This is a genomic window from Pseudolabrys sp. (assembly GCF_035943735.1).
Classification (GTDB): domain Bacteria; phylum Pseudomonadota; class Alphaproteobacteria; order Rhizobiales; family Xanthobacteraceae; genus Pseudolabrys.
Map to the genome: position 1 here is coordinate 48,067 of NZ_DASZBV010000025.1, position 25,762 is coordinate 73,828.

A 25,762-nucleotide genomic window follows, 5' to 3' on the forward strand; every position below is an offset into this window, starting at 1 on the left:
GGGGTCTCCCCGTATGAACGATGCGCCGGCGGGTCCGTTCCGGATATTGACCTTCAATCGCTCGGGCGAGCGCGTGTCCGCACCCTGACGGTGAACCTTGCGATGAACTTTGCATCCGCCTCGGCGGTTAAGCAGGAGAGAGTCCGGGTTCCACCTGCATGCATTCGCAGAAAGCCCGAACGATCTGCGAATTTCTGAAGGCAGGAGGGGAACCTTGGGCAAAGACATGACACTCCGTGAAGAGAGTCGCGGGACGGGTGCGATGTTCGTGTGGGCGTCGGTGGTGGCGATCGCAGTCGGCATCGGGCTGGTCGTATGGTTCTTCGTCGTCGGCTTCAACCAGTCGAACACCCTGAACCTCGCCGCCAACGGCCCGCGCAGCAATCAGACTCAGGGCATGAGCGTGACGGCCCAGCAGACCCAGCCGTTGCCGCAGACAACGGCACGGTCGACCGATCCCGCCACGGTCGGCCGAAAGGAGTCGTTGACGGCGTCGGCGACGCCCAATCTCAATCTGAGCCCGGACCAGATCAACGCGATCAAGTCCTACGTCGCGCAGCATAGCGATCAGCGCGTTGACAGCGTGAATTTCACGATGACGGTTGGCGCGGCGGTCCCGCAGAGCGCGCCCTTGCATCCCATTCCGCCGCAGCTCGGCCGGTCGTTGTCGTCGTTCAAGAATGACCAGTACATCCTGGTCGGCAGTCAGTTCCTCATCGTCGAGAAGGATACGCGGCGCATCATCGCGATCGTGCCGGTGCCGGCCTGAACGTCAAGAAAGGATATTCGGATGGACAAAGAAGAGAGGCGCGTGTCCGAGCGGGCGCGCAGATTGTGGGAGGAGGCCGGCCGCCCGGCCTCGGGTCCGCGGGACTATGTCGGTCGCGCGCGCGAGCTCATTGCCATCGAGGAGCACCAGAAGGATACGTTGAAGCCGGTCGGCGCGCAGGCGCGCGAAGCCGTCGAGGATATCCCGCTGGCGTCCGACGACGTGCTCGGCCCGGAAGGTGAGCCGATCGAGCCGACACTTGCGGTCGAGAACGAGGGCGAATTCCCGACGCTGACGGATCAGGGCGAAGGCGATCAGGTGCCGCACCGACAGGGCAGCAAGCGCTAGCTCACGCCTCGCAGTAGCCGACCGTCGACATCAGCGCGATGTTGGGGTGCCGGGAGTCGAGCCGGGTGTGCTGCACGACGATTGGAACGCTCGATTCGATGACCGATGAGTACTCGGTATCGCGCGGTACCGGCGCCGGATCGGTCAGATCATTGAAGCGCAGGTGCAGCGTGCGGCGGGCGCCGACCGTGACATTGTAAGGCCCGACCGGGTCGCGATCCTTGAAATAGAGCGTCACTTTCACCTGGGCATCGCTTTCGCCGGCGTTCAGCAGACAGATGGTCTCGTGCGAGACCAGAGCAAGGCTTTGGTTGAGGCTCTGGCCGGGGATATAGCCCTCGGCGATGGCCCAGCGACGATGGCCGATCTCGGGCATGCGAAACTCCAGGAAAGATTAAGGCTGGGCCATCAGTTCGCGATCGTGTCCTGCGGCGCGCATTGCGGGAACGACATTCGGCGCCATCGGCAGCACGTTCGGCTGCGGCGATTTCAATTCGCTCAGGAAGTTCGCGAACCAACGGTGGATCGAATGCCGGCGCAAGCTCGCCGCCATCGTCTCCCAGCGAGCGCAGCGCTCGCTGCGCGGCATGGCCAAAGCTTCAGCAATCGCGCGGCTGATGCCGTCGATATCCTGCGGATCGACCAGCAGCGCGGTCTCGAGCTCGTCGGCCGCGCCGGCATAGCGCGACAGCACCAGCACGCCGGGATCCTCCGGGTTCTGCGCGGCGACGTATTCCTTGGCGACCAGGTTCATGCCGTCACAGAGCGGTGTGACCAGGCCGACCGCCGAGGCGCGGTAGAAGCCGGCAAGGGTCGACTGGCAGAAGCCCTTGTTGAGATAGCGGAGCGGCGTCCAGTCGATTTCGCCATGGCGCCCGTTGACGGCGCCGACGCGCTCCGCGACCTCGCGCTGCAGTTCGCGATACGTGTCGATGGTCTCGCGCGACGGCACGGCAATCTGCAGCATCGACAGCTTGCGGGAGAGGTCCGGGTGCTGAGTCAAGAGGCGGTCGAAGGCGTGGATGCGTTGCAGCAGGCCTTTCGAGTAATCGAGGCGATCGACGCCGATGATCAGCTTGGCGCCGTCAAGACTCGCACGCAGGCGCTGCACCAGGGGGTCCTCGAACGATTGCTCGGCACGGGTCGCGAACTCGCGCGCATCGATGCCGATCGGGAAGGTGGCGAGCCGACAGACGCCGCGCGGGGTGCGGAACGTCGTGCCGTTCCCGCGCAGGTGCAGTTCGGTGCGCAGCAGGTCGGCGAAATTGTCGCGGTCGCGATCGGTCTGGAAGCCGATCAGGTCGTAAGCCAACATCGCCTGTGCCAATTCGCGGAACTGCGGCAGCCGCGTGATGATGCGGCGTGACGGCCATGGCGTGTGCAGGAAGAAGCCGATCTCGCGGGTGATGCCGAGCTTGCGCAGCTCGGCCGCCAACGGGAGGAAATGATAATCGTGGATCCAGAAGGTCGAGTCGGCGCCGCCGAAGGTCGCGAGCGTGCGCGCCATGTAGGCGTTCACCTCACGATAGGCGGCATAATCGTGCGCGCTGGCGCGCGATAGATCCGGCCGCGAATGCATAAGCGGCCACAGGGCGGAATTCGCAAAACCTTCATAGAAGCCGGAGTAGTGCTGCTCGGGAAGGTCAACGGTGGCGATGGTGCCGCGGCCGTAGGTCTCCACCTGCACCAAGGGGCTGGCGCCGGGCACGACTTTACGCAATTTGCCGCTCGAGCCGAACCAGACCACGCCGGATTTGCGCACAGCCGGTAACAAGGCGGAGGCGAGTCCGCCCATCATCGGTCCACCGGGCGTCAGTTTCGCCACCCGATTGGAAACAATGACGTCCACGGAACTGTCTCCCCGTCTTTTTGCCTTTGCGCTTGCAGCGCGCTGTCTAGGCAACGGCCTTGGGGCTGCGGAGTTCCTTTGTGAACACGATGAATACGCGAAAAAACGCCGCTTATATGCGCAGTAAAACGGCTATCGGGATTGTCGAAAATAAATTGGAAAGTTCCGCGCGACCGGCGAATGTGACGCCTGTGGTCTGCAGCGCGTCCCGGTAGTGCGCACCTTGCGGTAACATTATCACGGCGCGCCAATCGGACGGCCAGCGCCGGCCTCCGTCCGCGAGCGGCGCGAAATGGCGACCGACGGCAACGACGATCTCGTGCTGGCGGAAGGTACGTGCGTTGGCGACGACATGCGCGGCGTGCTCGCCGGAAACCTCGAGCGCAATGCAAGTGCCGCGCTGAAACACGTCCGGATGGCGTTGGCGCAGCTCAAGAAATTTATGCGTAAGGGCCTGCTTGATGCGGCCGTCGCGCCAGTCCGCGGCGAGATCGGTCCACGGAACCTGGCTTGCCGACTGCATCCGCTCGCGCGCGGCGAAATCGACCGGACGGCGGTTGTCGGGATCGACCAGCGAAAAATCCCAGCGTTCGGTGCCCTGATAGAAATCGGGCACGCCGGGCAGCAGGCTCTTGAGCGCGAGCTGCGACAAACTGTTGAGCGCGCCGAGCAGGGCGGTCCGCCGCGAGAAGGCGTCGAAGCCGGCGAGAAATTCGGCCGAAACGGCAGGGTCGAGCAGTTGGTGCACAAATCGCTCGAGCGCCTCCTCATAATCGGGATGAGGATTGGTCCAACTCGTCTCGTCCTTGCCTTCACGTGCAGCTTTTAGCGCGAAGGCCTGCATGCGCTTGCGGAAATCGTCGTCGGCGCAGCCTTCCCAGGCGCCGATCAGCGCCTGGTAGATCATGTATTCATGCGCCCGGGTCGGGCGCCTCTTGCCGCCGGCGTTCTCGGCGAGGGGCGCGTTGACCCGCGCCCAGTCGTTCACCGCGGTGCGCCAGTCCTCGGGGATCTCCGATAGGGCGAGGATGCGGGCGCGCGCATCTTCGCCGCGCTTGGTGTCATGGGTAGCGGTTGCCGTAAGCGCGGCTGGCGCCGTCTCGGCGCGGGCGGCCTGCATCTGATGGAACTCGGGCAACGAGATTGCCGGGGCGTCGGGATCGCCACCAACCTCGTTCAGCGCGAGCAGCCGGTGGTGCCGGTAGAAGGTCGTATCTTCCAGCGCCTTGGCCATCAACGGCCCGGTGAACTGCTGCAGCTTGAGCGCGAAATTGCGCAGGCGCGGCGCGCTTGTGCCGGGCATCGCCGCGAGATCGAGGGTGATCGCGTCGCGCAGGAAATCGAAGATGTTTGGATCCGGCGCGGTCCAGCGGGCGCGGGCGCGCGCGATGGTCTCGTCGATGATGGCCCGGTCGCTGACCGAGGCGCCGGCAGCGGTGACATAGGTGCGGTAGACCGGGAACTCGACGACGTAGAGTTGCAGGGCGGCGCGCAGGCGGTCCAGGGTGTAGTCGCGCGTCGAGTAATGGCCGGCGGCGATGCGCGACAGCGCGCGGGTGAGCACGGTGAACTCGCTCGCCAGCATGGTGTCGATCACCCGCTGCTTGGCGGCTTCGAGCATGGCCGGCAACTCTGCGCGCTCACCGGTGAAGGCCCGCCAGGTCTCGTCCAGCGATGCGATGCCGCCGCCGTCGACCAGCGCCCGCGAAATGACATTGAGCCATTCGTAGCCGGTCGTGCCGGCGACGCCGGGCAAAGGTGGCATCGGCTCGCCCGGTTCGAGGATCTTCTCGACGACGATATAGAACTCCGGCGGCAGCCCGGCCTCACGCCGCAGCTTGCGCACCAGCGCGCTGAGACGGCGGGTGTATTGCGCCGGGTCGCGCAGGCCGTCGATATGGTCGAGGCGCAGGCCTTGCAGCCGGTCTTCGGCGATCAGGCGCGACACCAAAGTATGCATGGCGCGGAACGTCGCCGGGTCCTCGGGCCGGATGCCGGCGAGATCGCTGATATCGAAGAAGCGCCGGTAGTTGACCGCCGAGAAGGCGACGCGCCAGTAGGCGAGGCGGTAGTGCTGGCGCTCGAGCAGCCGGTGCAGCATGCTGGCGCCGCCGTCGCCATCGCCGCGATAGGCGACGAGGCCGCGTTCGATCACGGCCGGTGCGCCCTTGATTGCGGCGAGGCGATGCTTCAGAGCCGGCGCGTCGCGGTAGGAGGGTTTGCTCGGATCGCGATAATCGTGCGCCAGCGTGATCAGTTCGTGGCCGGCCGGGTCGTCGGCCGCGGCCGCCGCACCGACGATGGTGCGCAGCATCTCGCTGTAGCGCTGCGGATTGACCGGCAGCTTGTTATCGAAATACCAGAACGCGAAGCTGCCGCCGTCGGCATCGTATTTCAGTTCGATCTCGCCGGCCTGCAAAGCATCGCCATAAGGGCGGCCGAGGATCGGCAGCAGTACGCCGGGGTGCCGCCGATACGGTAGCCCGTCCCAGTCGATGTCGAACGACGGCGCGTGCGGCGACTTCTGGCCCCATTCGAGCACGTCGAGCCACCACGGATTGTCGGCGTGGCCGACGCCCATATGGTTCGGCACGAAATCGAGGATGAGGCCGAGGCCGTGCGTCTTCAGCGCATCGGAAAGGCGCTGGAAGGCTTCTTCGCCGCCGAGTTCGGGATTGAGCTTGTCGTGCTCGACGATGTCATAGCCGTGCGTCGAACCCGGCCGCGCCTTCAGGAAGGGCGAGGCATAGAGGTGCGAGACGCCGAGCTTCTTCAGGTAAGGGACGAGCTTCGCCGCGTCATCGAAGGTGAAGTTCTTCGTCAGCTGCAGGCGATAAGTGGCAAGTGGTACGGCGGGAGGCATCATTCGCCTCCGATGGCCGCATAGACCGTCCATCGCCGCAGCTCCTGCGGCGGCACCTCGCCCCAGATCGGCATGCCCCAGCTCAGGGTCGGGCGCGGCCTCGGGCTGCCGGAGAGATTGGCGACGATCTGCAAACGCTTGCCGCCGGCGCGCCATTCGGCGACGAGCACGTCATTATCGATGCGGGCGTCGGCGCCGCCACGCATCTGCCGGACCAGCGGCACGATGTGTTCGCGGCGGACAGCGAGCAGCGCGCGGGTCAGGGCGAAGCGCTCGCGGTGTGGGCTCATATCAATGGCCGCCCAATCGAGCACCGCCAGATCGCGCGTCGCCTGCGCCAGCGGATCGGGGATGTCGGTCCCGCCGTGCTTCGCATAAGCCTCGGCGAATTCCTTTTTCCGGCCGTTGCGCACGGCGTCGGCGAGTTTGCCCTTGAAGTCGCAGAAGAACGAGAACGGTTCGGTCGCGCCCCATTCCTCGCCCATGAACAATAAAGGCGGGGAGGGCTGCAGCAGCAGCACAGTCAGCGCAGCGGCCAACGGCTCCGGCTTCGCGAGCACGGTCAACCGTTCGCCCTTCGGCCGGTTGCCGATCTGGTCGTGGTTCTGAATAAAATCGACGAAGGCGGTCGGCGGCAGATGGCCGCTCGGCTCGCCACGCGCTTTGCCCTTGCGGTTCGCGGACGGCTCGCCCTGCCAGGCAAAGCCTTCGCGCAGCGAGCGCACGATGCGCGCCGGCGCATCCTGATAGTCGCGGTAATAGCCGGCATCCTCGCCGGTCATCAGCACGTGCCAGGCGTGGTGATAGTCGTCGTTCCACTGGGCGCGGTAGTGCCCCGCCGGCGGCTCCTCGCGCGGATCGAGCAGGACGGCGCGGTTGTCGTCGTTCTCGAGCACGAGATGGATGTGGCGGCCTGTCCGCTTCGCCAGGTCGCCGACCGCCTGGCTCAGCGCCTGCAGGATTTCCGGTTCGCCCGGGGTGACGATGGCGTGCACGGCGTCGAGCCGCAGCCCGTCGAAGCGGTAGTGGTCGAGCCAGTGCAGCGCATTGTCGATGGCGAAGGCGCGGACGTTCTCGTTCTCGTAGTTGATCGCGCCGCCCCATGGCGTGTGCGCGTCCGTGAAGAACTGGGGCGCGATGCGGGGCAGGTAATTCCCTTCCGGACCGAAGTGATTGTAGACGACGTCGAGGAAGACCATGAGTCCGCGCTGATGTGCCGCATCGATCAGCGCCTTGAGGTCCTCTGGCCGCCCGTAGACGGAATCCGGCGCGTAAGGCAGCACGCCGTCATAGCCCCAGTTCCAGCGGCCGGGAAAATCCGACAGCGGCATCAGTTCGAGCGCGGTAATGCCGGTGTCGGCGAGGTGATCGAGCCTGTCGATGATCGCGCGGAAGCTGCCCTCGCGCGTGAAGGTGCCGACGTGCACCTCGCTGAATACAGCCTCCTCCCAGGGGCGGCCCTTCCAGCCGGCGCACTGCCACGCGAAGCTTTGGTTGATGACCTCGCTCGGCCCCTGCACGTCGTCGGGCTGGAAATGCGAGGCGGGGTCGGGAATATCGAGTTCGCCATCGATATTGAAGCGGTAACGCGTGCCGGCGGCGGCGTCGCCGACGCGTGCCTCGAACCATTCGCCGCGCTTCTGCATCGGCAAGGCGCGATCGAGGACGAGTGTCACCTCGTGCGCGGCCGGCGCCCACAGGCGGAAGGTGACGCCGGTGTCGTCGATAAACGGTCCGAAGCGGCTCATCGCGCGCCCGCGAACACGAGCACGGAGCGGGGCCTCGCCTTCCACTTGCTGCCGACCGGTTGCGCGTTGCCGTCGCCTTCGCCGTTGGCGGTGTCGAGGAACATCAGCCAGCGGCCGGTCTCCGGCCATTCCGGCAGCGTGATCTCCATCTCCTCCTCGGTGCCGTTGAGCACGATGTAGAGCGGCGCGGTGCCGTCACCGTCGCCGGAGAGCACGTAACAAAGAAAGCGGCCGTCGGGGAAATTCCAGTCCTGCTCACTCATCTCGGTGCCGGCCGGCGTCAACCACTTCACGTCGTAGGAGCCGTCCTCTTTTTTGCCTTCGAGCCAGCGGTGCGGCTGCAATTGCGGAAAACGCCGGCGTATCTCGGTGAGCGTCCCTATCAGCTCCGTGAGGTCGTCATCGCTGCCCGCCTTGCTCCAGTCGATCCAGCCGGTGGGATTGTCCTGGCAATAGGTATTGTTGTTGCCGTTTTGGCTGTTATCGACCTCGTCGCCGGCGAGGATCAGCGGCACGCCCTGCGCCAGCAGCAGGCTGACCAGCTGATTGCGCCGCAACTGGCGGCGCAGCGCCAGAATGTTCTCATCGTCGGTCGGCCCCTCGACGCCGCAATTGGTCGAGACATTGTCGTCGGAGCCGTCGCGATTGTTCTCGCCGTTCGCCTCGTTGTGCTTGCCCTCGTAGCTGACGAGATCGGCGAGCGTGAAGCCGTCGTGCACGGTGACGTGGTTGATGCTCGAGCGCGGACCGCGGCCGTCGTGCTGGAACTGCGCCGCCGAACCGGTCATGGCGTGCGCCATGTCGCCGATGAGATTGCCTTCGCCGCGCCAGTAGCGGCGGGCGGTGCGACGATAAATGTCGTTCCATTCCGACCAGCCGGTCGGAAAGCCGCCGACCTGGTAGCCGCCGAGGCCGACGTCCCAAGGCTCGGCGATCATCTTGACCCGCTGCAACACCGGATCCTGCTGCACGGCGGCGAAGAACGGCGCGTTGCGGTTGAACGCCGGTTCGCGGCCGAGCGTGGAGGCGAGATCGAAACGGAAGCCGTCGACGTGGAAAGTCTCGACCCAGTAGCGCAGCGAGTCCATCACCATCTGCAGCACGCGCGGATGCGCGAGCTTGAGCGAATTGCCGGTGCCGGTGAAATCGTCGTAGTAGCGCGGCTGGTCGGGTAGCAGCCAGTAGTACGAGGCGTTGTCGATGCCGCGATAGCACAGCGTCGGCCCCATCTGGTTGCCTTCGCAGGTGTGATTGTAGACGACGTCGAGGATCACCTCGATGCCGGCGTCGTGGAGGGCCGCGACCGTGGAGCGGAATTCGTTGAGCGGATTGGCGACGGCGTAGCGCGCTTCCGGCGCGAAGAAGCTCAGCGTGTTGTAGCCCCAGTAATTGCGCAGGTTGCGCTCGAGGAGGTGCCGGTCGTCGAGAAAGGCGTGGATAGGCAACAACTCGACGGCGGTGACGCCGAGCTTGCGCAGGTGCGCGATCATGCCGGGCTCGGACAAAGCGCGGAATTTGCCGCGCGCCGTCTCCGGAATGTCGTCGCGTTGTTGCGTCAGGCCCTTGACGTGGGCCTCGTAGATGACGGTGTCTTCCCAGGCGATGGCCGGACGCCGCTGATGCGTCCAACTGTGCGCGGTATCGACCACCACCGATTTCAGCATCCCGCGCGCGTTGTCGCGCTTGTCGAACGAGAGGTCCGCCTGCCTGGCACCGGTGCGGTAGCCAAAATGCGCGTCGCTCCAGGCGAAGGTGCCGCCGAGCCGCTTCGAATAAGGGTCGATCACCAACTTGTTCGGATTGAAGCGGTGTCCGGCCTCCGGCGCGTAAGGGCCGTGCACGCGGTAGCCGTAAAACTGCCCGGGGGAGATATGCGACAGATAGACGTGCCAGACGTCGTCGGTGCGCTCAGGCAGGGTAATGCGCTCGGTCTCGCGCCGGCCCTCGCGATCGAACAAGCACAGTTCGACCTTCGTGGCGTTCGCCGAGAACAGGGCGAAGTTCGTGCCGCGTCCGTCCCAGGTCGCCCCGAGAGGATGTGGCGCGCCCGCCGTGACGTGATTACTCGCTCGTGGGAACGAGAAAGATCGCAGCAAGGGGTGGGACGATAACGTGAAGTTCCGGACCATGGCGTGTCACAACCGTGGAGACCGCTCCGGCGTTCCCCACATTGCTGCCTCCGTAAAGTCCCGCATCCGAATTGAGCACCTCGCGCCAGGTGCCGGCGAAGGGCACGCGCACGCGGTAATCGTGGAGCACCTGCGGCGTGAAGTTGACCACTACCACGCAGCGCTCATGCGCAGCCTTGCCCTTGCGAAGCCAGGCGAAGGTCGAGTTGCTGGCATCGTCGGCGACCAGCCATTCGAAACCGGCGGCGTCGCAGTCGAGCGCGTGCAAAGCGGTCGTGTCGCGGTAGAGGCGGTTGAGGTCGCGCACCAGGCGCTGCACGCCGGCGTGTTTCTCGTCGTTGATCAGATGCCAGGGCAGACTGACGTCGTGATTCCACTCGCCCGGCTGGCCGAACTCCGAGCCCATGAACATCAGTTTCTTGCCGGGGTGCCCAAACATGAAGGCGTAATAGGCGCGCAGATTGGCGAAGCGCTGCCACTCGTCGCCCGGCATGCGGCCGAGGATCGACCGTTTGCCGTGCACGACTTCGTCGTGCGACAGCGGCAGGATGAAATTCTCCGAGAAGGCGTACTGCAGCCCGAACAGGATGTTGCCGTGGTGGTGGCGGCGGTACACGGGGTCCTTGGCGATGTAATCCAGGGTGTCGTGCATCCACCCCATGTTCCACTTGTAGCCGAAGCCGAGCCCGCCCCAGTCGACCGGGCGCGACACCATCGGCCAGGCGGTCGACTCTTCCGCGGCGGTGGTGGCGTGCGGAAATTCCTTGAACAGCTCGGTGTTGGTGCGCCGTAAAAACGAGATGGCGTCGATGTTCTCGCGGCCGCCGAATTTGTTCGGTACCCAGGCGTTGGAGGGGCGGCTGTAGTCGAGATAGAGCATCGAGGCTACGGCATCGACGCGCAGCCCGTCGATGCCGTAGCGGTCGAGCCAGAACAGCGCGTTAGCGGTGAGGAAGTTCGTCACTTCCACGCGACCGTAATTGTAGATCAGCGTGCCCCAGTCGAGATGGCGGCCCTGGCGCGGATCGTTGTGCTCGTAGAGCGCCGTACCGTCGAAGCGGGCGAGTCCGTGCGGATCGTCGGGGAAATGCCCCGGCACCCAGTCGAGCAGCAGGCCGAGCCCCTTGTCGTGGCACGCTTCGACCAGCGCCACGAAATCCTCCGGCGTGCCGAAGCGGCTGGTCGGCGCGTAGAGGCCGGTCGGTTGATAGCCCCAGGAGCCGTCGAACGGATGCTCGGCGATCGGCAAGAGCTCGATGTGGGTGAAGCCCATATCGGCGGCGTAGGCCGGGAGTTGCTTGGCAAGTTCGCGGTAATTGAGCCAGAACTCGCCGCGGTCGCCCTTGCGCCGCCACGAGCCGAGATGCACCTCGTAGATCGACATCGGCTTGCCGAGCGCGTTGATGCTCTCGGGTGCGGGCTTCGGCTTCGGCAGCGTCGTCTGGTCGATGACGATCGATGCGGTCGACGGCCGCATCTCGGCGAAGGCCGCGCAGGGGTCCGACTTCAGCGGCAGCAATGCGCCGTTACGGGCGACGATCTCGTATTTGTATTTGTCGCCCGCCTTGGCGCCGGGGACGAAGATCTCCCACCAGCCGCTGCCGCGCACGCGCATGGCATGGCGGCGGCCGTCCCACAGATTGAAGTCGCCGACGACGCTGACGCGGCGCGCATTCGGCGCCCAGACGACGAAGGCGACGCCGTGGATGCCTTCCATCTCTATCGGATGGGCGCCGAGCTTGTCGTAGAGTTGCAGGTGATTGCCTTCGCCGAGCAGATAGAGGTCGAAGTCGGACAGTACCGGCGGGAAGCGATAGGGATCCTCGAGCTCGACCTCCTGCTCGCCGTAGCGCGCGCGCAAGCGGTATTGCTCGCTGCCAACCGGGCCGGCGAACAGGCCGGCCGGATCGAGCTGGGTCAGTTCGCGCTCGCTGCCGTCCGGCACGAGTGCGACGACCTGGCTCGCCTCCGGCAGGAATACGCGCACGATCGTCTGGTCGTTCTCGCGATGCGGCCCGAGATAATGGAACGGGTCGGAATGACGGGCCGCGATGACGTCGCGGGCTTCGGGCGTCAGCGGGCTCATACGGTCACCCCGCGGGCGCTGAGGATGTGCAAGGTGGCGTCGATCGGGATCGCCGCCCAGGTCGGGCGATTGCTGAGCTCGTATTCGATTTCATAGAGCGCTTTTTCCAAAAGGAACATGTCGAGCAACGACTTTTGCTGTGCCTCGTCCACCGGCCACAGCGCGACGCCGCCAATCGTCTCGCGATAGGCGTCCCAATAAGCGGCGCCGAGACGTTCGCTCCACGCGCGCACCTGCGCCATGAGCGGATCGACTTCCTCCGGCTTCAGATTCGGCGCGCGCTCGAGTGCGGCGCTGGTGGCGTAGTCGATCGAGCGCAGGAAGCCGGCGACATCGCGCGCGGCCGGCGCCTTCTGCCGCCGCTCCTCGATGGTGCGGCGCGGCTCGCCTTCGAAGTCGAGGATGTAGGCATCCTCCTTGGCCATCAGCACCTGGCCGAGATGGAAGTCGCCGTGATGGCGGATCTTGAGGCCACCGACTTCGGCGTTCCGCGCCTCCTCGATGTGCGCCAGGATTGCGGTGCGGCCGTGCAGCAGGCGCCGCGCCTGCGCCGCCGTTCCCTCGGGCAGATCGCCCAGCCGGCGTTCGATGGCGGCGAAGGCGCTCTGCGCGCGCGCGACCATCGAGTCCGTCCAGCGACCGGCATCCTCGGCTGTGATCGTCTCGGGCGCGAAGGCCGGGTCCTTGTCGTCGCAGCCGAAGGCGAGATGCATCTCCGCCGTGCGCTTGCCGATCTGGCGGATGCGTTGCGTCAGCAGCGCCGCCGACTCGCTGCTATCGAAGGCCGTCTCGCCAGGGACGAGCCGCTCCTCGTCGATGATGCGGTCGAGCGCCGCCGCGGTGACCGTCCAGGCGTCGCCCTGGTTTTCGATGAAGCTGTGCACCACCGCCAGCGCGCTGTGGCGGTCGTTCTCGAACAATTCGAGCGAGCCGAGCAGCGTCGGCGCGTTCTCGAACTTCGCCACGTCGGTGAGGAAGCGGCCGATCTCGATCTCCGGATGGATGCCGGAGGTGACCCGGCGCAGGATCTTGACCACGTATTTGTTGTCGACGACGACTGTGGTGTTCGACTGTTCGCGCTCGCCGCCGTTCACGGCAGTGACCTCCGGCGCCGGCTGTGCGCTGAAGGCCCGAGTCGGCCGGAATTCCAGCCTGTTGCCGTCGCGCTCGACATCCTCGCCCGCGTGGATCTTGGCCAGCAGCGCGGTGATGAATTCGCGCTCCGGCGAAGCGTCGAGCAGCGCGCCCTCGCGTGGGCCGCGGCGCACTGCCGCGAGCAGTGTGGCCGGGCCTCCCTCGATCGAGGTGTAGCGGGTCCAGCGGATGGTGAGCGGCAGGAAATAGCGGCTGATGCCGGATAGCCCCGCGACGTCCGTGACCACCACCGCGAATCGGTCGTCGCCGTGCTCGATCGGGATGGCGGCCGTCACCTTCGGCGAGAGGTGGCGCACCCCTTTGTCGGCGAACCAGCGCCGCTCCGGGAGGTAAGCGGGCAGCACGTCGTTCTCGAAGGTGCGCCGGGTCCAGCTCGACAGCGCGTTCTCCCAGCCATGGCCGAGGACGAGCGTGGTGACTTCGCGCGGGAAGACCTTTTCCGGCTCGGTCTTCTCGTCGGCGAGCAACTGGAACCAGAAGAAGCCGTAGGGCGGCAAGGTGACCAGATAGGGCAGGTCGCCGATGCGCGGGAAGCGCGTCCGCCCCAGCATTTCCTGCGGCACGCGGCCCTTCCAGGCGCTCATGTCGAGTTCGACCGCCTGCGCCGCGCGCGAGATGTTGGCGACGCAAAGGATCGCCTCGTCGCCGAATTGGCGCACGTAAGCGAGCACGGCCCGGTTTGCCGGGCGGATGAAGGTCAGCGTGCCGCGGCCGAACACCTTGCTCGATTTGCGCACGCCGATCAGCCGCTTCATCCAGTTGAGCAGCGACGAGAGCGAGCGCGACTGCGCCTCGACGTTAACGGCGGAGAAGCCGTAAACCGGGTCCATGATCGGCGGCAGGTAGAGCTGCGCCGGATCGCAGCGGGAGAAGCCGCCGTTGCGGTCGGGCGTCCACTGCATCGGTGTACGCACGCCGTTGCGGTCGCCGAGGAAGATGTTGTCGCCCATGCCGATCTCGTCGCCGTAATAGATGATCGGCGTGCCCGGCATCGACATCAGGATCGAGTTCATCAGCTCGATCTTGCGGCGGTCGTTGTCCATCAGCGGCGCCAGCCGCCGGCGGATGCCGAGATTGATGCGCGCGCGCGGATCGGCGGCGTAAGTCGACCACAGGTAATCGCGCTCGGCGTCGGTCACCATTTCGAGCGTCAGTTCGTCGTGATTGCGAAGGAACATCGCCCACTGGCAGTTCGGCGGGATTTCCGGGGTCTGCCGCATGATGTCAGTGATCGGGAAGCGGTCTTCCTGCGCGATGGCCATGTAGATGCGCGGCATCAGCGGGAAGTGATAGGCCATATGACATTCGTCGCCCTGGCCGAAATACTGCTGCACGTCCTCCGGCCACTGGTTGGCCTCGGCGAGCAGCACCTTGCCCGGCGCATAGGCGTCGAGCGCGGCGCGCAGCGTCTTGATGACCGCGTGCGTCTCGGGAAGGTTCTCGTTGTTGGTGCCTTCGCGCTCGCAGAGATAAGGCACGGCGTCGAGCCGAAACCCGTCGACGCCGGCGTCGAGCCAGCGCTTCATCACCTGCAGCACGGCGCGCACCACGCGCGGATTGTCGAAGTTGAGGTCAGGCTGGTGCGAGAAGAAGCGGTGCCAGTAATAGGCCTGCGCTTCCGGGTCCCAGGTCCAGTTCGATTTCTCGGTGTCGGTAAAGATGATCCGGGTGCCCTGATATTTTTGGTCGGTGTCGCTCCAGACGTACCAGTCGCGGGCGCTCGTCCCCTTGGGGCTGCGCTTGGCGCGCTTGAACCAGTCGTGCTGATCGGATGTGTGGTTGATGACCAGCTCGGTGATGACGCGCAGGCCGAGCCGCTTCGCCTCATGCATGAAGCGGCGGAAATCCTTCATCGTGCCGAACGACGGATTGATGTCGCCGTAGTCGGAAATGTCGTAGCCGTCGTCGCGGCCCGGGCTCGGATAGAACGGCAGCAGCCACAGCGTGTCGACGCCGAGATCGCGCAGGTAGTCGAGCTTGCCGGTCAGGCCGGCAAAATCGCCGACGCCGTCATTATTATTGTCGGCAAAGGCCTTGACGTGAAGCTGGTAGACGATCGCGTCCTTGAACCAGAGGCCGTCGTCGGCGGCTTCCGGAGCGACGGTGATGTCGGGTCGCACGTTCATGGTCGCGCTCACGCGGTACAGCGAAAGAACAGGGCCGGGTCGTCGTTCGGATCGATGCGCAGGCGGATGCCGCCCCATTCGAGCATGTGCCGTTCGCCGGTGACGAGGTTCTCGATCACGCGCACGCCCTTTCGGTTGCCCGACCGGCCGATCTCGTCGGCGCCGAAATGCAGCCAGAACTCCTGCGGACCGCCGGCGAACGAGATCGCTACGGCCACGGCATTGTCGTGCTCGATGGACTCCTTGAGGAAGCCGGTGACGTTGCCGTTGTCGACTTGCAGGAAGCGCAAGTCGTTGGTCTGCAGTAGCGCCGGGTTCTGCCGGCGGATGGTGTTGAGTTGCTTCAGATAGGCCTTGATGTTGCCCGGCCGGTTCCAGTCGCGCGTCCTGATCTCGTATTTTTCGGAATCGAGATACTCCTCGCGGCCCGGCAGCGGCTCGTGCTCGATCAGCTCGAAGCCATTGTAGATGCCATAGTTCGACGACAGCATCGCGGCGAGCGCCGCGCGCGACTTGAACATCCAGGTTTCGCCGGTCTGCAACTGCACGGGGAGGATGTCCGGCGTGGTGACGAAGAGGTTTGGCCGGAAGAAGTCGCGCGCAGGATGACTGGTGATCTCGGTGAGGTATTCCTCGATCTCCGCCTTGGTCGTGCGCCAGGTGAAGTAACTGTAGGACTGCGAGAAGCCGAGCTTGGCCAGCGCCCGCATCACCTTCGGGCGGGTGAAGGCCTCCGACAGGAAGATCGTGTCAGGATGGCGGTCGCGCACCTCGCGGATCATCCATTCCCAGAACGGCAGCGGCTTGGTGTGCGGGTTGTCGACGCGGAAGATGCGCACGCTTTGGGCGCACCAGAACAGGATGACGTCGCGCAACGCTTCCCACAGCGCGATGCGGTCGGGGCAGGTGAAATCCGGATTGACGATGTCCTCGTATTTCTTCGGCGGGTTCTCGGCGAACTTGAAGGTGCCGTCGGGCCGCGTCTTGAACCACTCGGGGTGCTGCTTCAGCCACGGATGGTCGGGCGAGCACTGCACCGCGAAGTCGAGCGCGATCTCCATGTTGTGCTGCTTGCATACCTCGACGAGCCGGCGGAAATCGTCGAGCGTACCGAGCTCGGGATGAATGGCGTCGTGCCCGCCGGTTTCGTCGCCAATGGCGTAGAAGCTGCCGACGTCGCCGGGCGCGACCTTCAGGGAGTTGTTCTTGCCTTTGCGATTGGTGTGGCCGATCGGATGGATCGGCGGGAGATAGAGCACGTCGAAGCCGAGGTCGGCGATCTCCGGCACGCGGGCGATGCAGTCCTTGAAAGTGCCGTGCTGCCCCGGCACGCGGCCCTGGCTGCGCGGCACCATCTCGTACCAGGCGCCGGCGCGTGCGCGCTCACGCTCGGCGAGCAGGGGCACGACATGGCTGCGGGTGAGGTCGGGACGCAGCTCGCTGGTGCCGATCGCGGCGGCGAGCAGGTCGTCGAGCAGGTGGGCCGGATCGCCGGTCTCGGTGAACTTCTCGGCGGCGGCTTCCACCAGCAGGCGGGGCTCGCGCTCGTAGGGCATCAGCTCGATGATGAGCTCATAGCCCTCGCGCGCGGTCAGCGCGACGTCCTGTCCGGCTTCCTGCTTGAGCAGGAATTCCTTGCGCCAGGTGGCGTACTGATCGGTCCAGGCCTCGATGGCGAACAGGTACCAGCCGGGCGTTGGTGGCGCGAAGCGGCCGTGCCAACGGTCGTTGCTGTGCAGGCGCATCGGCTCGCGATGCCAGTCGTTGGCCTTCTCCTCGCGCCAGATCACGTTGGCGGCGAGGACGTCGTGGCCTTCGCGAAAAATATCCGCCCAGATCTCAACGGATTCGCCGGCGACGCGTTTGATCGGGTACCGACCACCGTCGACACAAGGGTAGATGTCCTCGATGCGAAAACGCGGCCCCGTCGGATCGTTCGGCGACAATTCCCACCCGTCCTGGAGCGGCGACCGTCTCATCCCGCCAATGCTGGGTTCGCCGCCATAATGTTTCATTTGTCCCCGACCGCCGGCTGTTATCGGTAGAACCACAGGGCACCCGGAAAGTTCCACTCGACGGAGTGCCGCAGGCCGGCGCCTGTTTTAAGAAACGTAAGCCGAATGAACGACTTGGAAGAAAAAGCGCAACGCTGGGGCATCGAGCCCGGCTATCACGATGTCTTCGGCAAATGGCATCCCGCCGACCATGGGACCCTCCGGGTGCTGGTCGAGGCCCTATCGCATGGGCGCGAGGCGCCACAACCGATGCCGGCGGCGCCGGCGGTGGCGCCAATACGCGCCTGGCAGGGCGACGGACGCCAGCATTGGCTCCTCGCCGTGCAGCTCTACAGCCTGCGCTCGGCGCGCAACTGGGGCGTCGGCGACTTCACCGATCTGAAGACCCTGATCCCGGTCGCCGCATTGCACGGCGCCGCCGGCATCGGTCTCAATCCGTTACACGCACTGTTTCCCGACCGGCCGCAGCAGGCAAGCCCCTATGCGCCGAACAGCCGGTTGTTCCTCAATCCACTCTACATCGACGTCGCGGCGATCCCGGAATTTGGGCGTTCGTCGAAGGAGAAGACGGCCGCTTTACGCAGCGGCGAGCTGGTCGACTACCCCGGTGTGGCGAAGCTGAAGATGGACGCGCTGCGGCGCGTCTACGAGCGCTTCCGCGACGAGGCTGCGCCGGCGCGGCGCGCCGACTTCGACGCCTTCCGCGCCGAGCGCGGCGAGGCGCTGTTGCGCTTCGCCTGCTTCGAGGTGCTGCGTCAGCGGCACGACGAACCGTGGCCGGAATGGCCGGCGCCGTGGCGCGCCCCGGCGCGCGCCGATCTCGAACGCTTCCGTGCCGACAATCTGGCCGCCTGCGAATTCGAGGAGTTCGTGCAGTGGACGGGGGAGCGACAGCTCGCCGAGTGCCAGGCTGCGGCGACGGCCAACGGCATGAGCATCGGTCTCTACATCGACGTCGCCGTCGGCATCGATCCGCAGGGCGCCGACGCCTGGGCGCAGCAGGATGCGGTCATCGCGGCGGTGTCGGTCGGCGCGCCGCCGGACGAGTTCAATCCCGGCGGGCAGGACTGGGGGCTGGCGCCGTTCAATCCGAGCGCGGTCGCCGCGGACGACTTCGCGCCAATGCGGCAACTGCTTGCCGCCGCCATGCGCCATGCCGGCGCTATTCGCCTCGACCATGTGCTCGGCCTCCAGCGCGTGTTCATGATCCCGCACGGCATGAAGGCGGGCGACGGCGTCTATGTGCGCTTCCCGTTCGAGCAGTTGTTGCGCGTCGTCGCCGAGGAGAGCGTGCGCTTCCGCTGTTCCGTGATCGGCGAGGATCTGGGCACGGTGCCAGAGGGCTTCCGCGACACGATGACGAAATGGGGCCTGTGGACTTACCGCGTCATGCTGTTCGAGCGCGAGGGCGATGACGCCCGCTTCAAGCCGCCGGAGGCCTATCCCGCCGGCGCGCTCGCCACCTTCAACACGCACGACCTGCCGAGTTTCCGCGGCTGGTGCGAGAACCACGATCTCAACGTCAAGCGCGGGCTCGGTATCGATCCCGGCGAGAACGCCGACGCGCGCAACTGGGCGAGGCAGAAGCTCACCGAGATGCTGGGTGCGCGTGGGCAGGGGTACCCGCCGGACGATCTCGCCGCCGTCGCGGCTTTCCTCGGCGCGACGCCCTCGCGGCTGGTGGCCATCGCGCTCGACGACATCGTCGGCGCGCGCGAGCAAATCAACGTCCCCGGCACGACCGACGAGCACCCGAATTGGCGGCGCAAGCTGCCGGCCGCGCTCGAGGACCTGGGAGAGAATGAGACCTTCCGCCGCGTCGGCGAGGCTTTCGCCAAAACGGGCCGTCGCGGCTAGCCGGCCGGCACGTTCCAGATGTCGCGCGCGTATTCGCGGATGGTACGGTCGGAGGAGAACCAGCCCATGCGCGCGGTGTTGAGGATGTTCTTGCGCCACCACTCATCCGGCGTCAGCCAGAGCCGGTCGATCGATCGCTGCGCCTCCCAGTAGCTCTCGAAATCGGCCGCCACCATGTAATGGTCATATTCGAGCAGCGCCTGCACGATCGGTGAGTAGCGGTTCGGATCGTCCGGCGAGAACTCGCCGGCGGCGAGCGCGTGCACCACGCGCGCCAAGCGCGCCGACTGCGCCACCGCCGTCGAGCCCTCGAATTTTTCGGCTACGCGCTCGGAGACCTGCGTCGCGGTCAGACCGAAGATGACGACATTGTCGTCACCGACCTGCTCGCGGATCTCGATATTGGCCCCGTCGAGCGTACCGATGGTGATGGCGCCGTTGAGCGCCAGCTTCATGTTGCCGGTGCCGGAGGCTTCCATGCCGGCGGTGGATATCTGCTCGGAGATGTCCGCCGCCGGGATGATCTGCTCGGCAAGGCTGGCGCTGTAGTTCGGCACGAACACCACTTTCAGCCGGCCGCCCAGCGCCGGGTCGGCGTTGACGATGCGGCCGACGTCGTTGATCAGCTTGATGATCAGCTTGGCGCGCGTATAGCTCGCCGCCGCCTTGCCGGCGAACAGCTTGACGCGCGGCACGAAGACCTTGTCCGGTCGCGCCTTCATCTCCTGATAGAGCGCGATGGTCTCGAGCACGTTCAGGAGCTGGCGCTTGTATTCGTGGATGCGCTTGATGTGCACGTCGAACAGCGCGCGCGGGTCAACCTGCACGCCCGCCGCGGCGCGCACCACGCCCGCCAATCGCGCCTTGTTCGCCTGCCGCGCCTGCTGATATCGCGCCACGAAGGAGGCGTCGCTGGCGCGCGCTTCGAGCTCGCGCAGGCGCGCGGGGTCGTCGAGCACGCTCTCGCCCAAGGTCTCGGTTATCAGGCGGGTCAGCGCGCCGTTCGCTTCATAGAGCCAGCGGCGAAAGGTGATGCCGTTGGTCTTGTTGACGATGCGCGTCGCCGTCGTCTCGGCAAGATCGTGGAAAACGGTCTTGCGCAGCAAGTCGGTGTGCAGCGCGGAGACACCGTTGACGCAATTGGAGCCGAGGAAGGCGAGGTGCGCCATGCGCACGCGCTTGTCGCCGTTCTCGTGGATCAGCGACACGTTGGCGACAAAGTCCGCATCGGTGAACCCGCGTGCGGTCGTCTGCTGCAGGTGGATCCAGTTGATGAGATAGATGATCTGCAGATGGCGCGGCAGCAGGCGGCCGAACAGCTCGACCGGCCAGGTCTCCAGTGCCTCGGGCAGCAGCGTATGGTTGGTGTAGTTGAGCGTGCCCCTGGTGAGCGCCCACGCCTTGTCCCAGCTGTAGTCGTGCTCGTCGACAAGCAGGCGCATCAGTTCGGCGACCGCGATCGCCGGATGTGTGTCGTTGAGCTGCACCGCGCAGTAGTCAGGCAGATTGTCGAGCGTGCCGTGTTCGTCGAGATGGCGCCGCACGAGGTCCTGCAGCGAGGCGGCGGTGAAGAAATATTCCTGCCGCAGTCGCAGCTCCTGGCCCTCCGACGTCGCATCGTTGGGGTAAAGCACGCGCGAGATCGCCTCGGCGCGCGCCCGCGCGGCGACCGCGCCGCCATAGTCGCCTTCGTTGAAGGCGGAGAGATGGATCGGCGTTGCGATACGCGCCGACCATAGGCGTAGCGCATTCACGTGCTTGCCGCGCCAGCCGGCGACCGGCGTGTCGTAGGGAATGGCGTCGACGCGCTCCTGCGGATACCAGACGGCGCGCGCCGTCTTGTGGTCGCCGCCGATATATTCGACGGCGCCGCCGAAGCCGATGGAGTAATGCGGCTCCGTGCGCCGGAACTCCCACGGATTGCCGCGCGCCAGCCAGTCCTCCGGCAGTTCCTGTTGCCAGCCGTCCTGCAGGCGTTGCTCGAACAGGCCGTTCTCGTAGCGGATGCCGTAGCCGTAGGCCGGGATGCCGAGCGCCGACATCGAATCCATGAAGCAGGCGGCGAGGCGGCCAAGCCCGCCATTGCCGAGCGCGGCGTCCGGCTCGGCCGCGCGCATGCGCTCGAAATCGACACCCAGGCTCTCCAGCGCGCGTTTTGTCGGCTCGACGATGCGCAGGTTGGTGAGCGTGTCGAACAGCAGCTTGCCGATCAGGAATTCGATCGAAAGATAATAAACCCGCTTCTTCTTCCTGTTCTCCGCCTCTGCCCGCGACTTCATCCATATGTCGACGATGCGGTCGCGCACGGCCAGCGCGGTCGCCTGGTACCAGTCGTAATCGCCGGCGTTGTCGCCGGTCTTGCCGAGTTCGTAGACGAGCTTGGAATGGATCGCATGCCGGAGCTCGTTCTCCAACGCTTCGGAGGACGTCTGCGGCGGCGGCTGTCTCAATCTCAATTGCGGCATTGCATGTTTCGACGTTCCTGGCGCTCTGCTGACGCTTTGATCGATGATGGCAGCGGCCAACGCCGTCGCAAGATGACTCGCGGTGCCGCTCTAGACAAATTCACGGCGGTGGAAAAGCGCGGATAACGTGTAAATACCGGTGCGATGGAACTTCGCGCAGCCATCAGACAGAAGTAAGGCGCGACAGGGCGAGATCGTTCCGCAATGCAGCATCGACGTTTGTCGAATACCACAGGCGTCAGACGCCGACCGCCTGCTTGATGCGGGTGGCGGTCAGCGGCAGATCGCGCAGACGTGCGCCGGTCGCGTCGGCGATGGCGTTGGCAATGGCCGCGGCGGCCGGTCCCTGGCCGGCCTCACCGGCGCCGAGGAATTTCTCGCCCGGGCGGTCGATCACGTGCACCGCCACGCTTGCCGGCGCATTGGGGAAACGCAGAATCGGGTAGCTCGACCAGTCGCGGCTGGTGATGTCGGTGCGGCTGAATGTTACCATCTCGTACAAGGTCCAGCTCGCCGACTGCACGATGGCGCCCTCGATCTGGTTGCGGATGCCGTCGGGATTGACCGCTTGTCCGCTGTCGACGGCGGAGACGACGCGTCCGAGCCGCACCTCGCCGTTTTCGTGCTCGACATCGACTTCGAGCGCGATCGCGCAATAGGTGGCGAGGTTTTTATATTGCGCGAAGGCGAAGCCGCGTCCGCGTCCGCGCGGCCGCTTGTCGTCCTTCTTCCAGCCGAATTCCTGCGCAGCCTTGTTGATGACGTCGCGCGCCCGCGGATCGGTCAGATGCTTGAGGCGAAATTCGACGGGATCGGTTTTCGCCGCGTCCGCCAGCTCATCCATGAAGCTCTCGATGGCGAACACGTTCAAATAGGCGCCGAGGCCGCGCAGCGCCGACACCCGCAATGGCATCTGCGGGATGAAATGGTCGACCACGTGCGCGTTCGGAATGGCGTAGATCGGAATTGCGTTGCGGTCGCCGCCGCCTTCCGGCATGGGGATTTCTTTCGGCGGAGGCGGCATGAACGGCTTGGCCAGGTATTGCGCCGCGAGCAGATTGCCCGGCGGGCCGGCCGGCCGCGTCGAATGCGTATTGCTCCACACCTCGTAGGTCCACGAGACGATCTTGCCCTGGTCGTCGAGCGCACCCGTGACGCTCGAGCTCATCGCCGGGCCGAACGGCTCCCAGCCCATCTCCTGCTCGCGCATCCATTGCAGACGGATCGGTCGCCCCGGAATCGCACGCGCGACCAGTGCGGCGTCGGCGGCGGCATCGTCGGCGGCATTATGACCATAGCAGCCGGCGCCTTCGGTCTGGATGCAGTGGACCTGCGCCGGCGTCATGCCGAGCATCTTGGCGAGCGTATCGCGTAACGGGAAAACGCCCTGCGAATGCGTCCATACGGTCAGCTTGTCCGCCTGATAGAGCGCCACGGCGCAGGACGGGCCAATCGAGCCGTGCGAGAGATAGGGCCGCGAATAGCTGGCGCGCAGCACATGCGCGCCCTGCTCGGCGGGGTTGCCTTTATTGACGATGGTCTGGTCCTGCGTCGGCAGACGCATGAGGAATTGATGGACAGTCGCCTCGTCCGGCAGTGCGGCGATCTTGCGCCATTGCGCGGTGGCGGCGAGCAGGTTCATTGCCTCGATTGCCTGGAACTCCCGCTGCGCGGCGACCGCGAGGAAATTGCCGTTGCGCACGACCTGGATAACACCGGGCAGCTTCTCGACCGCCGCCACATCGACCGAGACGAGCTCGGCGCCGTAATTCGGCGGGCGCACCACACGCGCATGCAGCATGCCTTCGGGACGCAGGTCCTGCACGTACATCGGCGCGCCGGTGACCTTGCCGGGAATGTCGACACGCTGCGTTGACTTGCCGATGACCGTGAAGCTCTTCGGGTCCTTCAACGGCGATTGCGGCTGCGCCGTCCGATGCAGCGCCTGGCCGATGACGAGATCCTTGTAGGCGACGCTGCGCCCGTCATTGGCGACGATGGCGCCGGTCTTCGCCTGCAACTGGTCGGTGGGCAGGTTGAGCTGGTTGGCCGCGAGCTCGATCAGGATGGCGCGCACCTGCGCGGCGGCATTGAGGATGGCGGTGCCGGAATCCTGCATCGAATGGCTGCCGGCGGTGTAGCCTTCATTGGCCGTGCGCTCGGTGTCCGCGGTGACGATCGTCACGACTTTCGGATCGACGTCGAGCTCTTCGGCGGCGCACTGGATCAGTGCGGTCATGATGCCCTGGCCGAGTTCGGCCTTGCCGGTGAAGACGGTGACGGCGCCGTTGCCGTCGATGCCGATCCAGGAGTCGAGAGAGGGGGCCTTGTCGAGGCTGCCGGGAAGCTTCACCGGCTGTTGCGCGGCTTGCGCCAGCGCGCTGCGGCTCATGGCGAAACTGACGATCAGCGCGCCGCCGGTGGCGACGAACGTGCGGCGGGTGAGGGCAGCCTGCGGCGCGTTCATCTCTCGGCCTCCCGCATCGGTCGCTCGATCTCGACCGTCATCAGCCGCGCCGCCCGATGCACCGCGCGCAGGATGCGCATCTGCGTGCCGCAGCGGCAGAGATTAGGGGCCATTGCTTCGCGGATTTGCGCATCGCTGGGCGCCGCGTTCTTCTCGAGCAAGCTTTGTGCCCGCATCATCATGCCCGGGATGCAATAGCCGCACTGCGCGGACTGCTCCTCGATGAAGGCCCGCTGCACCGGACCGGGCTTGTCGATCGTGCCGAGCCCCTCCACCGTGCGCACGTAGCGTCCTTCGACGGCGGCGAGCGGCGTGAGGCAGGAGAAGACCGGTGTGTGGTCGACGAGCACGGTGCAGGCGCCGCATTGGCCGAGCCCGCAACCGAACTTGGCGGCATTGAGCTTGAGATCGTCGCGCAGCACATAGAGCAGCGGCGTGCGCGGATCGGCATCGACCTCGTGCTGCTGACCGTTGACGTTGAGGACTGTCATGGGGTCTCCATCGTCGGCGTCTGCTGTTGCCGCATCTTCGCCAGCGCCGCCGTCACGTTTGTCCAGCGGCCGCCGCGGCTGTATTGCGTGCGGACGTAATCGGCGAGCGCGTCGATCTGCGGATCGGTGAGGGCGCCGGAGAACGACGGCATGATCGGGCCGCGGTGGCCGAGCGGCGGTTGGATGCCGTCGAGCACGATGCGCAGGAAATTGGTGGGATCGGGCTCGTTGACCGGCGTGCTCAAGCCGAGCGCGACCGGCCGTGAAATCGGCAGGCCGCCGCCGGAATGATGACAGCTGGCGCAAGCACCGGCGAACAAAATCGCGCCGCTGACCGTGCCGGTGTTCGCGGAGCCCGTTGTGCCGCCTTGCGCGATGCCTGTCACCGTTACAGCGCGCTGGGCGGCGAAGGCGAGCGCGCCTTCGGTCTGCCGCTTGCGCGCCGTCGCATCGCGCGGCCCGCTGATCGATGCGATGAAAGTGGCGATGGCGTGCACGTCGGCATCGGGCACCTTGCGCAGACTGAGCACGACCGGCTGCATCGGACCGGCAGCGAAGCCATGCTGGTCGGCATAGCCGGTGCGCAGATAGGCGTAGAGTTCGTCGACGGTCCACGGCACCGGCGCGGGCGAGGCGGCATCGAGCGCCGGCGCATACCAGTCCTCGGCCTCACCGCCGCCGAAGCGGTCAGATTTGGTCTCGGCGCCGAGCGCGTTGCGCGGCGTGTGGCAGGCGCTGCAATGGCCGGCGCCGGCGACGAGATACGCGCCGCGATTCCATTCGGCGCTCTTGCCCGGGTCGGGACGGTACGGCCCCTGCCGCAGGTACAGCAGGTTCCAGGCGGCGGCGAAAGGACGCCAGTTCAGCGGAAAGGACAGCCGCGTCGGCCGGTTCGGCTGGTGCACGGGCTCGCGCGTCATCAGGAAAGCGTAGAGCGCGGAGATGTCGCCGTCGCTGATGTTGGTGAAATGATCGTAGGGAAAGGCGGGATAAAAATGCGTGCCCTTGCGGCCAACGCCTTCGCGCAAGGCGCGGCGGAAGGCTGCTTCCGACCAGGTGCCGATGCCGGTATCGCGATCGGGCGTGATGTTGGTGCCGTAGACGATGCCGAACGGCGTCTTCACCGGAAAGCCGCCGGCATAGGGCTTGCCGCCGGCCTGGGTGTGACAGACGGCGCAATCGGCAACAGCGGCGAGGACAGCGCCCTTGGCGACAATACCGGGATCGAACGAGGCAGCGTTGGCGGTGACCGGCGGCAGCTCGCCGCGCCACTGCCATGCGAAAAAGGCGCCGAAGACGACGGCGACGACTATGACGAGGCCGCCCAGGATGCGCGTAAGCATTCAACAGCCGTTCGCTGCGCCCCAAGGGGTAATCATAGCCCCGGTTCCCGG

15 protein-coding genes are annotated in these 25,762 nt (G+C 65.9%); 3 read left to right on the forward strand and 12 right to left on the reverse strand.

What is annotated here, in order from left to right; translation table 11 throughout:
* Positions 1–214 precede the first annotated feature (214 nt).
* Positions 215–769 carry a DUF1236 domain-containing protein gene (locus VGV41_RS18825; protein WP_326865538.1) on the forward strand — a complete coding sequence of 185 codons (555 nt, stop codon included), beginning with the start codon at positions 215–217 and terminating at the stop codon, positions 767–769.
* A gap of 21 nt (positions 770–790) precedes the next feature.
* Entirely contained in the window at positions 791–1,117 is a 327-nt protein-coding gene (locus VGV41_RS18830; protein ID WP_326865539.1) for a DUF2934 domain-containing protein, read from the forward strand.
* Between the two features lies 1 nt (position 1,118).
* On the opposite strand, the gene VGV41_RS18835 is transcribed toward VGV41_RS18830, so the two are convergent.
* The 8 genes from VGV41_RS18835 to VGV41_RS18870 form a co-directional block, all read right to left on the reverse strand.
* Positions 1,119–1,493: a sensory rhodopsin transducer gene (locus VGV41_RS18835; RefSeq protein ID WP_326865540.1), complete on the reverse strand. Its 375-nt coding sequence runs from the start codon at positions 1,491–1,493 to the stop codon at positions 1,119–1,121.
* 18 nt (positions 1,494–1,511) lie between these two features.
* Complete coding sequence (locus VGV41_RS18840; RefSeq protein ID WP_414705162.1) at positions 1,512–2,915, reverse strand: alpha,alpha-trehalose-phosphate synthase (UDP-forming); 1,404 nt, start codon at positions 2,913–2,915, stop codon at positions 1,512–1,514.
* A gap of 163 nt (positions 2,916–3,078) precedes the next feature.
* Positions 3,079–5,829 (reverse strand): malto-oligosyltrehalose synthase, encoded by a 2,751-nt coding sequence (gene treY / locus VGV41_RS18845; protein ID WP_326865542.1) that lies wholly within the window; start codon positions 5,827–5,829, stop codon positions 3,079–3,081.
* A complete protein-coding gene (gene treZ, locus VGV41_RS18850; protein ID WP_326865543.1) occupies positions 5,829–7,577 on the reverse strand; it encodes a malto-oligosyltrehalose trehalohydrolase in 1,749 nt (582 codons plus the stop codon). The genes treY and treZ overlap by 1 nt, the downstream gene beginning before the upstream one ends.
* Positions 7,574–9,670, reverse strand: coding sequence for a glycogen debranching protein GlgX (glgX, locus tag VGV41_RS18855; RefSeq protein WP_326865702.1), 2,097 nt, complete (start codon positions 9,668–9,670; stop codon positions 7,574–7,576). The genes treZ and glgX overlap by 4 nt, the downstream gene beginning before the upstream one ends.
* A complete protein-coding gene (glgB, locus tag VGV41_RS18860) occupies positions 9,639–11,792 on the reverse strand; it encodes a 1,4-alpha-glucan branching protein GlgB (protein ID WP_326865544.1) in 2,154 nt (717 codons plus the stop codon). Before glgB ends, glgX begins: the two co-directional genes overlap by 32 nt.
* Complete coding sequence (gene treS, locus VGV41_RS18865) at positions 11,789–15,073, reverse strand: maltose alpha-D-glucosyltransferase (protein WP_326865545.1); 3,285 nt, start codon at positions 15,071–15,073, stop codon at positions 11,789–11,791. Before treS ends, glgB begins: the two co-directional genes overlap by 4 nt.
* A gap of 8 nt (positions 15,074–15,081) precedes the next feature.
* A complete protein-coding gene (locus tag VGV41_RS18870) occupies positions 15,082–17,052 on the reverse strand; it encodes an alpha-1,4-glucan--maltose-1-phosphate maltosyltransferase (RefSeq protein ID WP_326865546.1) in 1,971 nt (656 codons plus the stop codon).
* Between the two features lie 141 nt (positions 17,053–17,193).
* On the opposite strand from VGV41_RS18870, the gene malQ reads away from it, so the two are divergent.
* The gene (gene malQ, locus VGV41_RS18875) at positions 17,194–18,945 is read left to right on the forward strand and encodes a 4-alpha-glucanotransferase (RefSeq protein ID WP_326865547.1); all 1,752 of its coding nucleotides are present in this window, start codon (positions 17,194–17,196) and stop codon (positions 18,943–18,945) included.
* On the opposite strand, the gene VGV41_RS18880 is transcribed toward malQ, so the two are convergent.
* The 4 genes from VGV41_RS18880 to VGV41_RS18895 form a co-directional block, all read right to left on the reverse strand.
* Positions 18,942–21,410, reverse strand: a complete 2,469-nt coding sequence (locus tag VGV41_RS18880) for a glycogen/starch/alpha-glucan phosphorylase (RefSeq protein WP_326865548.1) — start codon at positions 21,408–21,410, stop codon at positions 18,942–18,944. The genes malQ and VGV41_RS18880 overlap by 4 nt on opposite strands.
* Positions 21,411–21,648: 238 nt before the next feature.
* Positions 21,649–23,877, reverse strand: coding sequence for a xanthine dehydrogenase family protein molybdopterin-binding subunit (locus VGV41_RS18885; protein WP_326865549.1), 2,229 nt, complete (start codon positions 23,875–23,877; stop codon positions 21,649–21,651).
* Positions 23,874–24,368: a (2Fe-2S)-binding protein gene (locus tag VGV41_RS18890; RefSeq protein WP_326865550.1), complete on the reverse strand. Its 495-nt coding sequence runs from the start codon at positions 24,366–24,368 to the stop codon at positions 23,874–23,876. The genes VGV41_RS18885 and VGV41_RS18890 overlap by 4 nt, the downstream gene beginning before the upstream one ends.
* Positions 24,365–25,711 carry a cytochrome c gene (locus VGV41_RS18895; protein ID WP_326865551.1) on the reverse strand — a complete coding sequence of 449 codons (1,347 nt, stop codon included), beginning with the start codon at positions 25,709–25,711 and terminating at the stop codon, positions 24,365–24,367. The genes VGV41_RS18890 and VGV41_RS18895 overlap by 4 nt, the downstream gene beginning before the upstream one ends.
* Positions 25,712–25,762 lie beyond the last annotated feature (51 nt).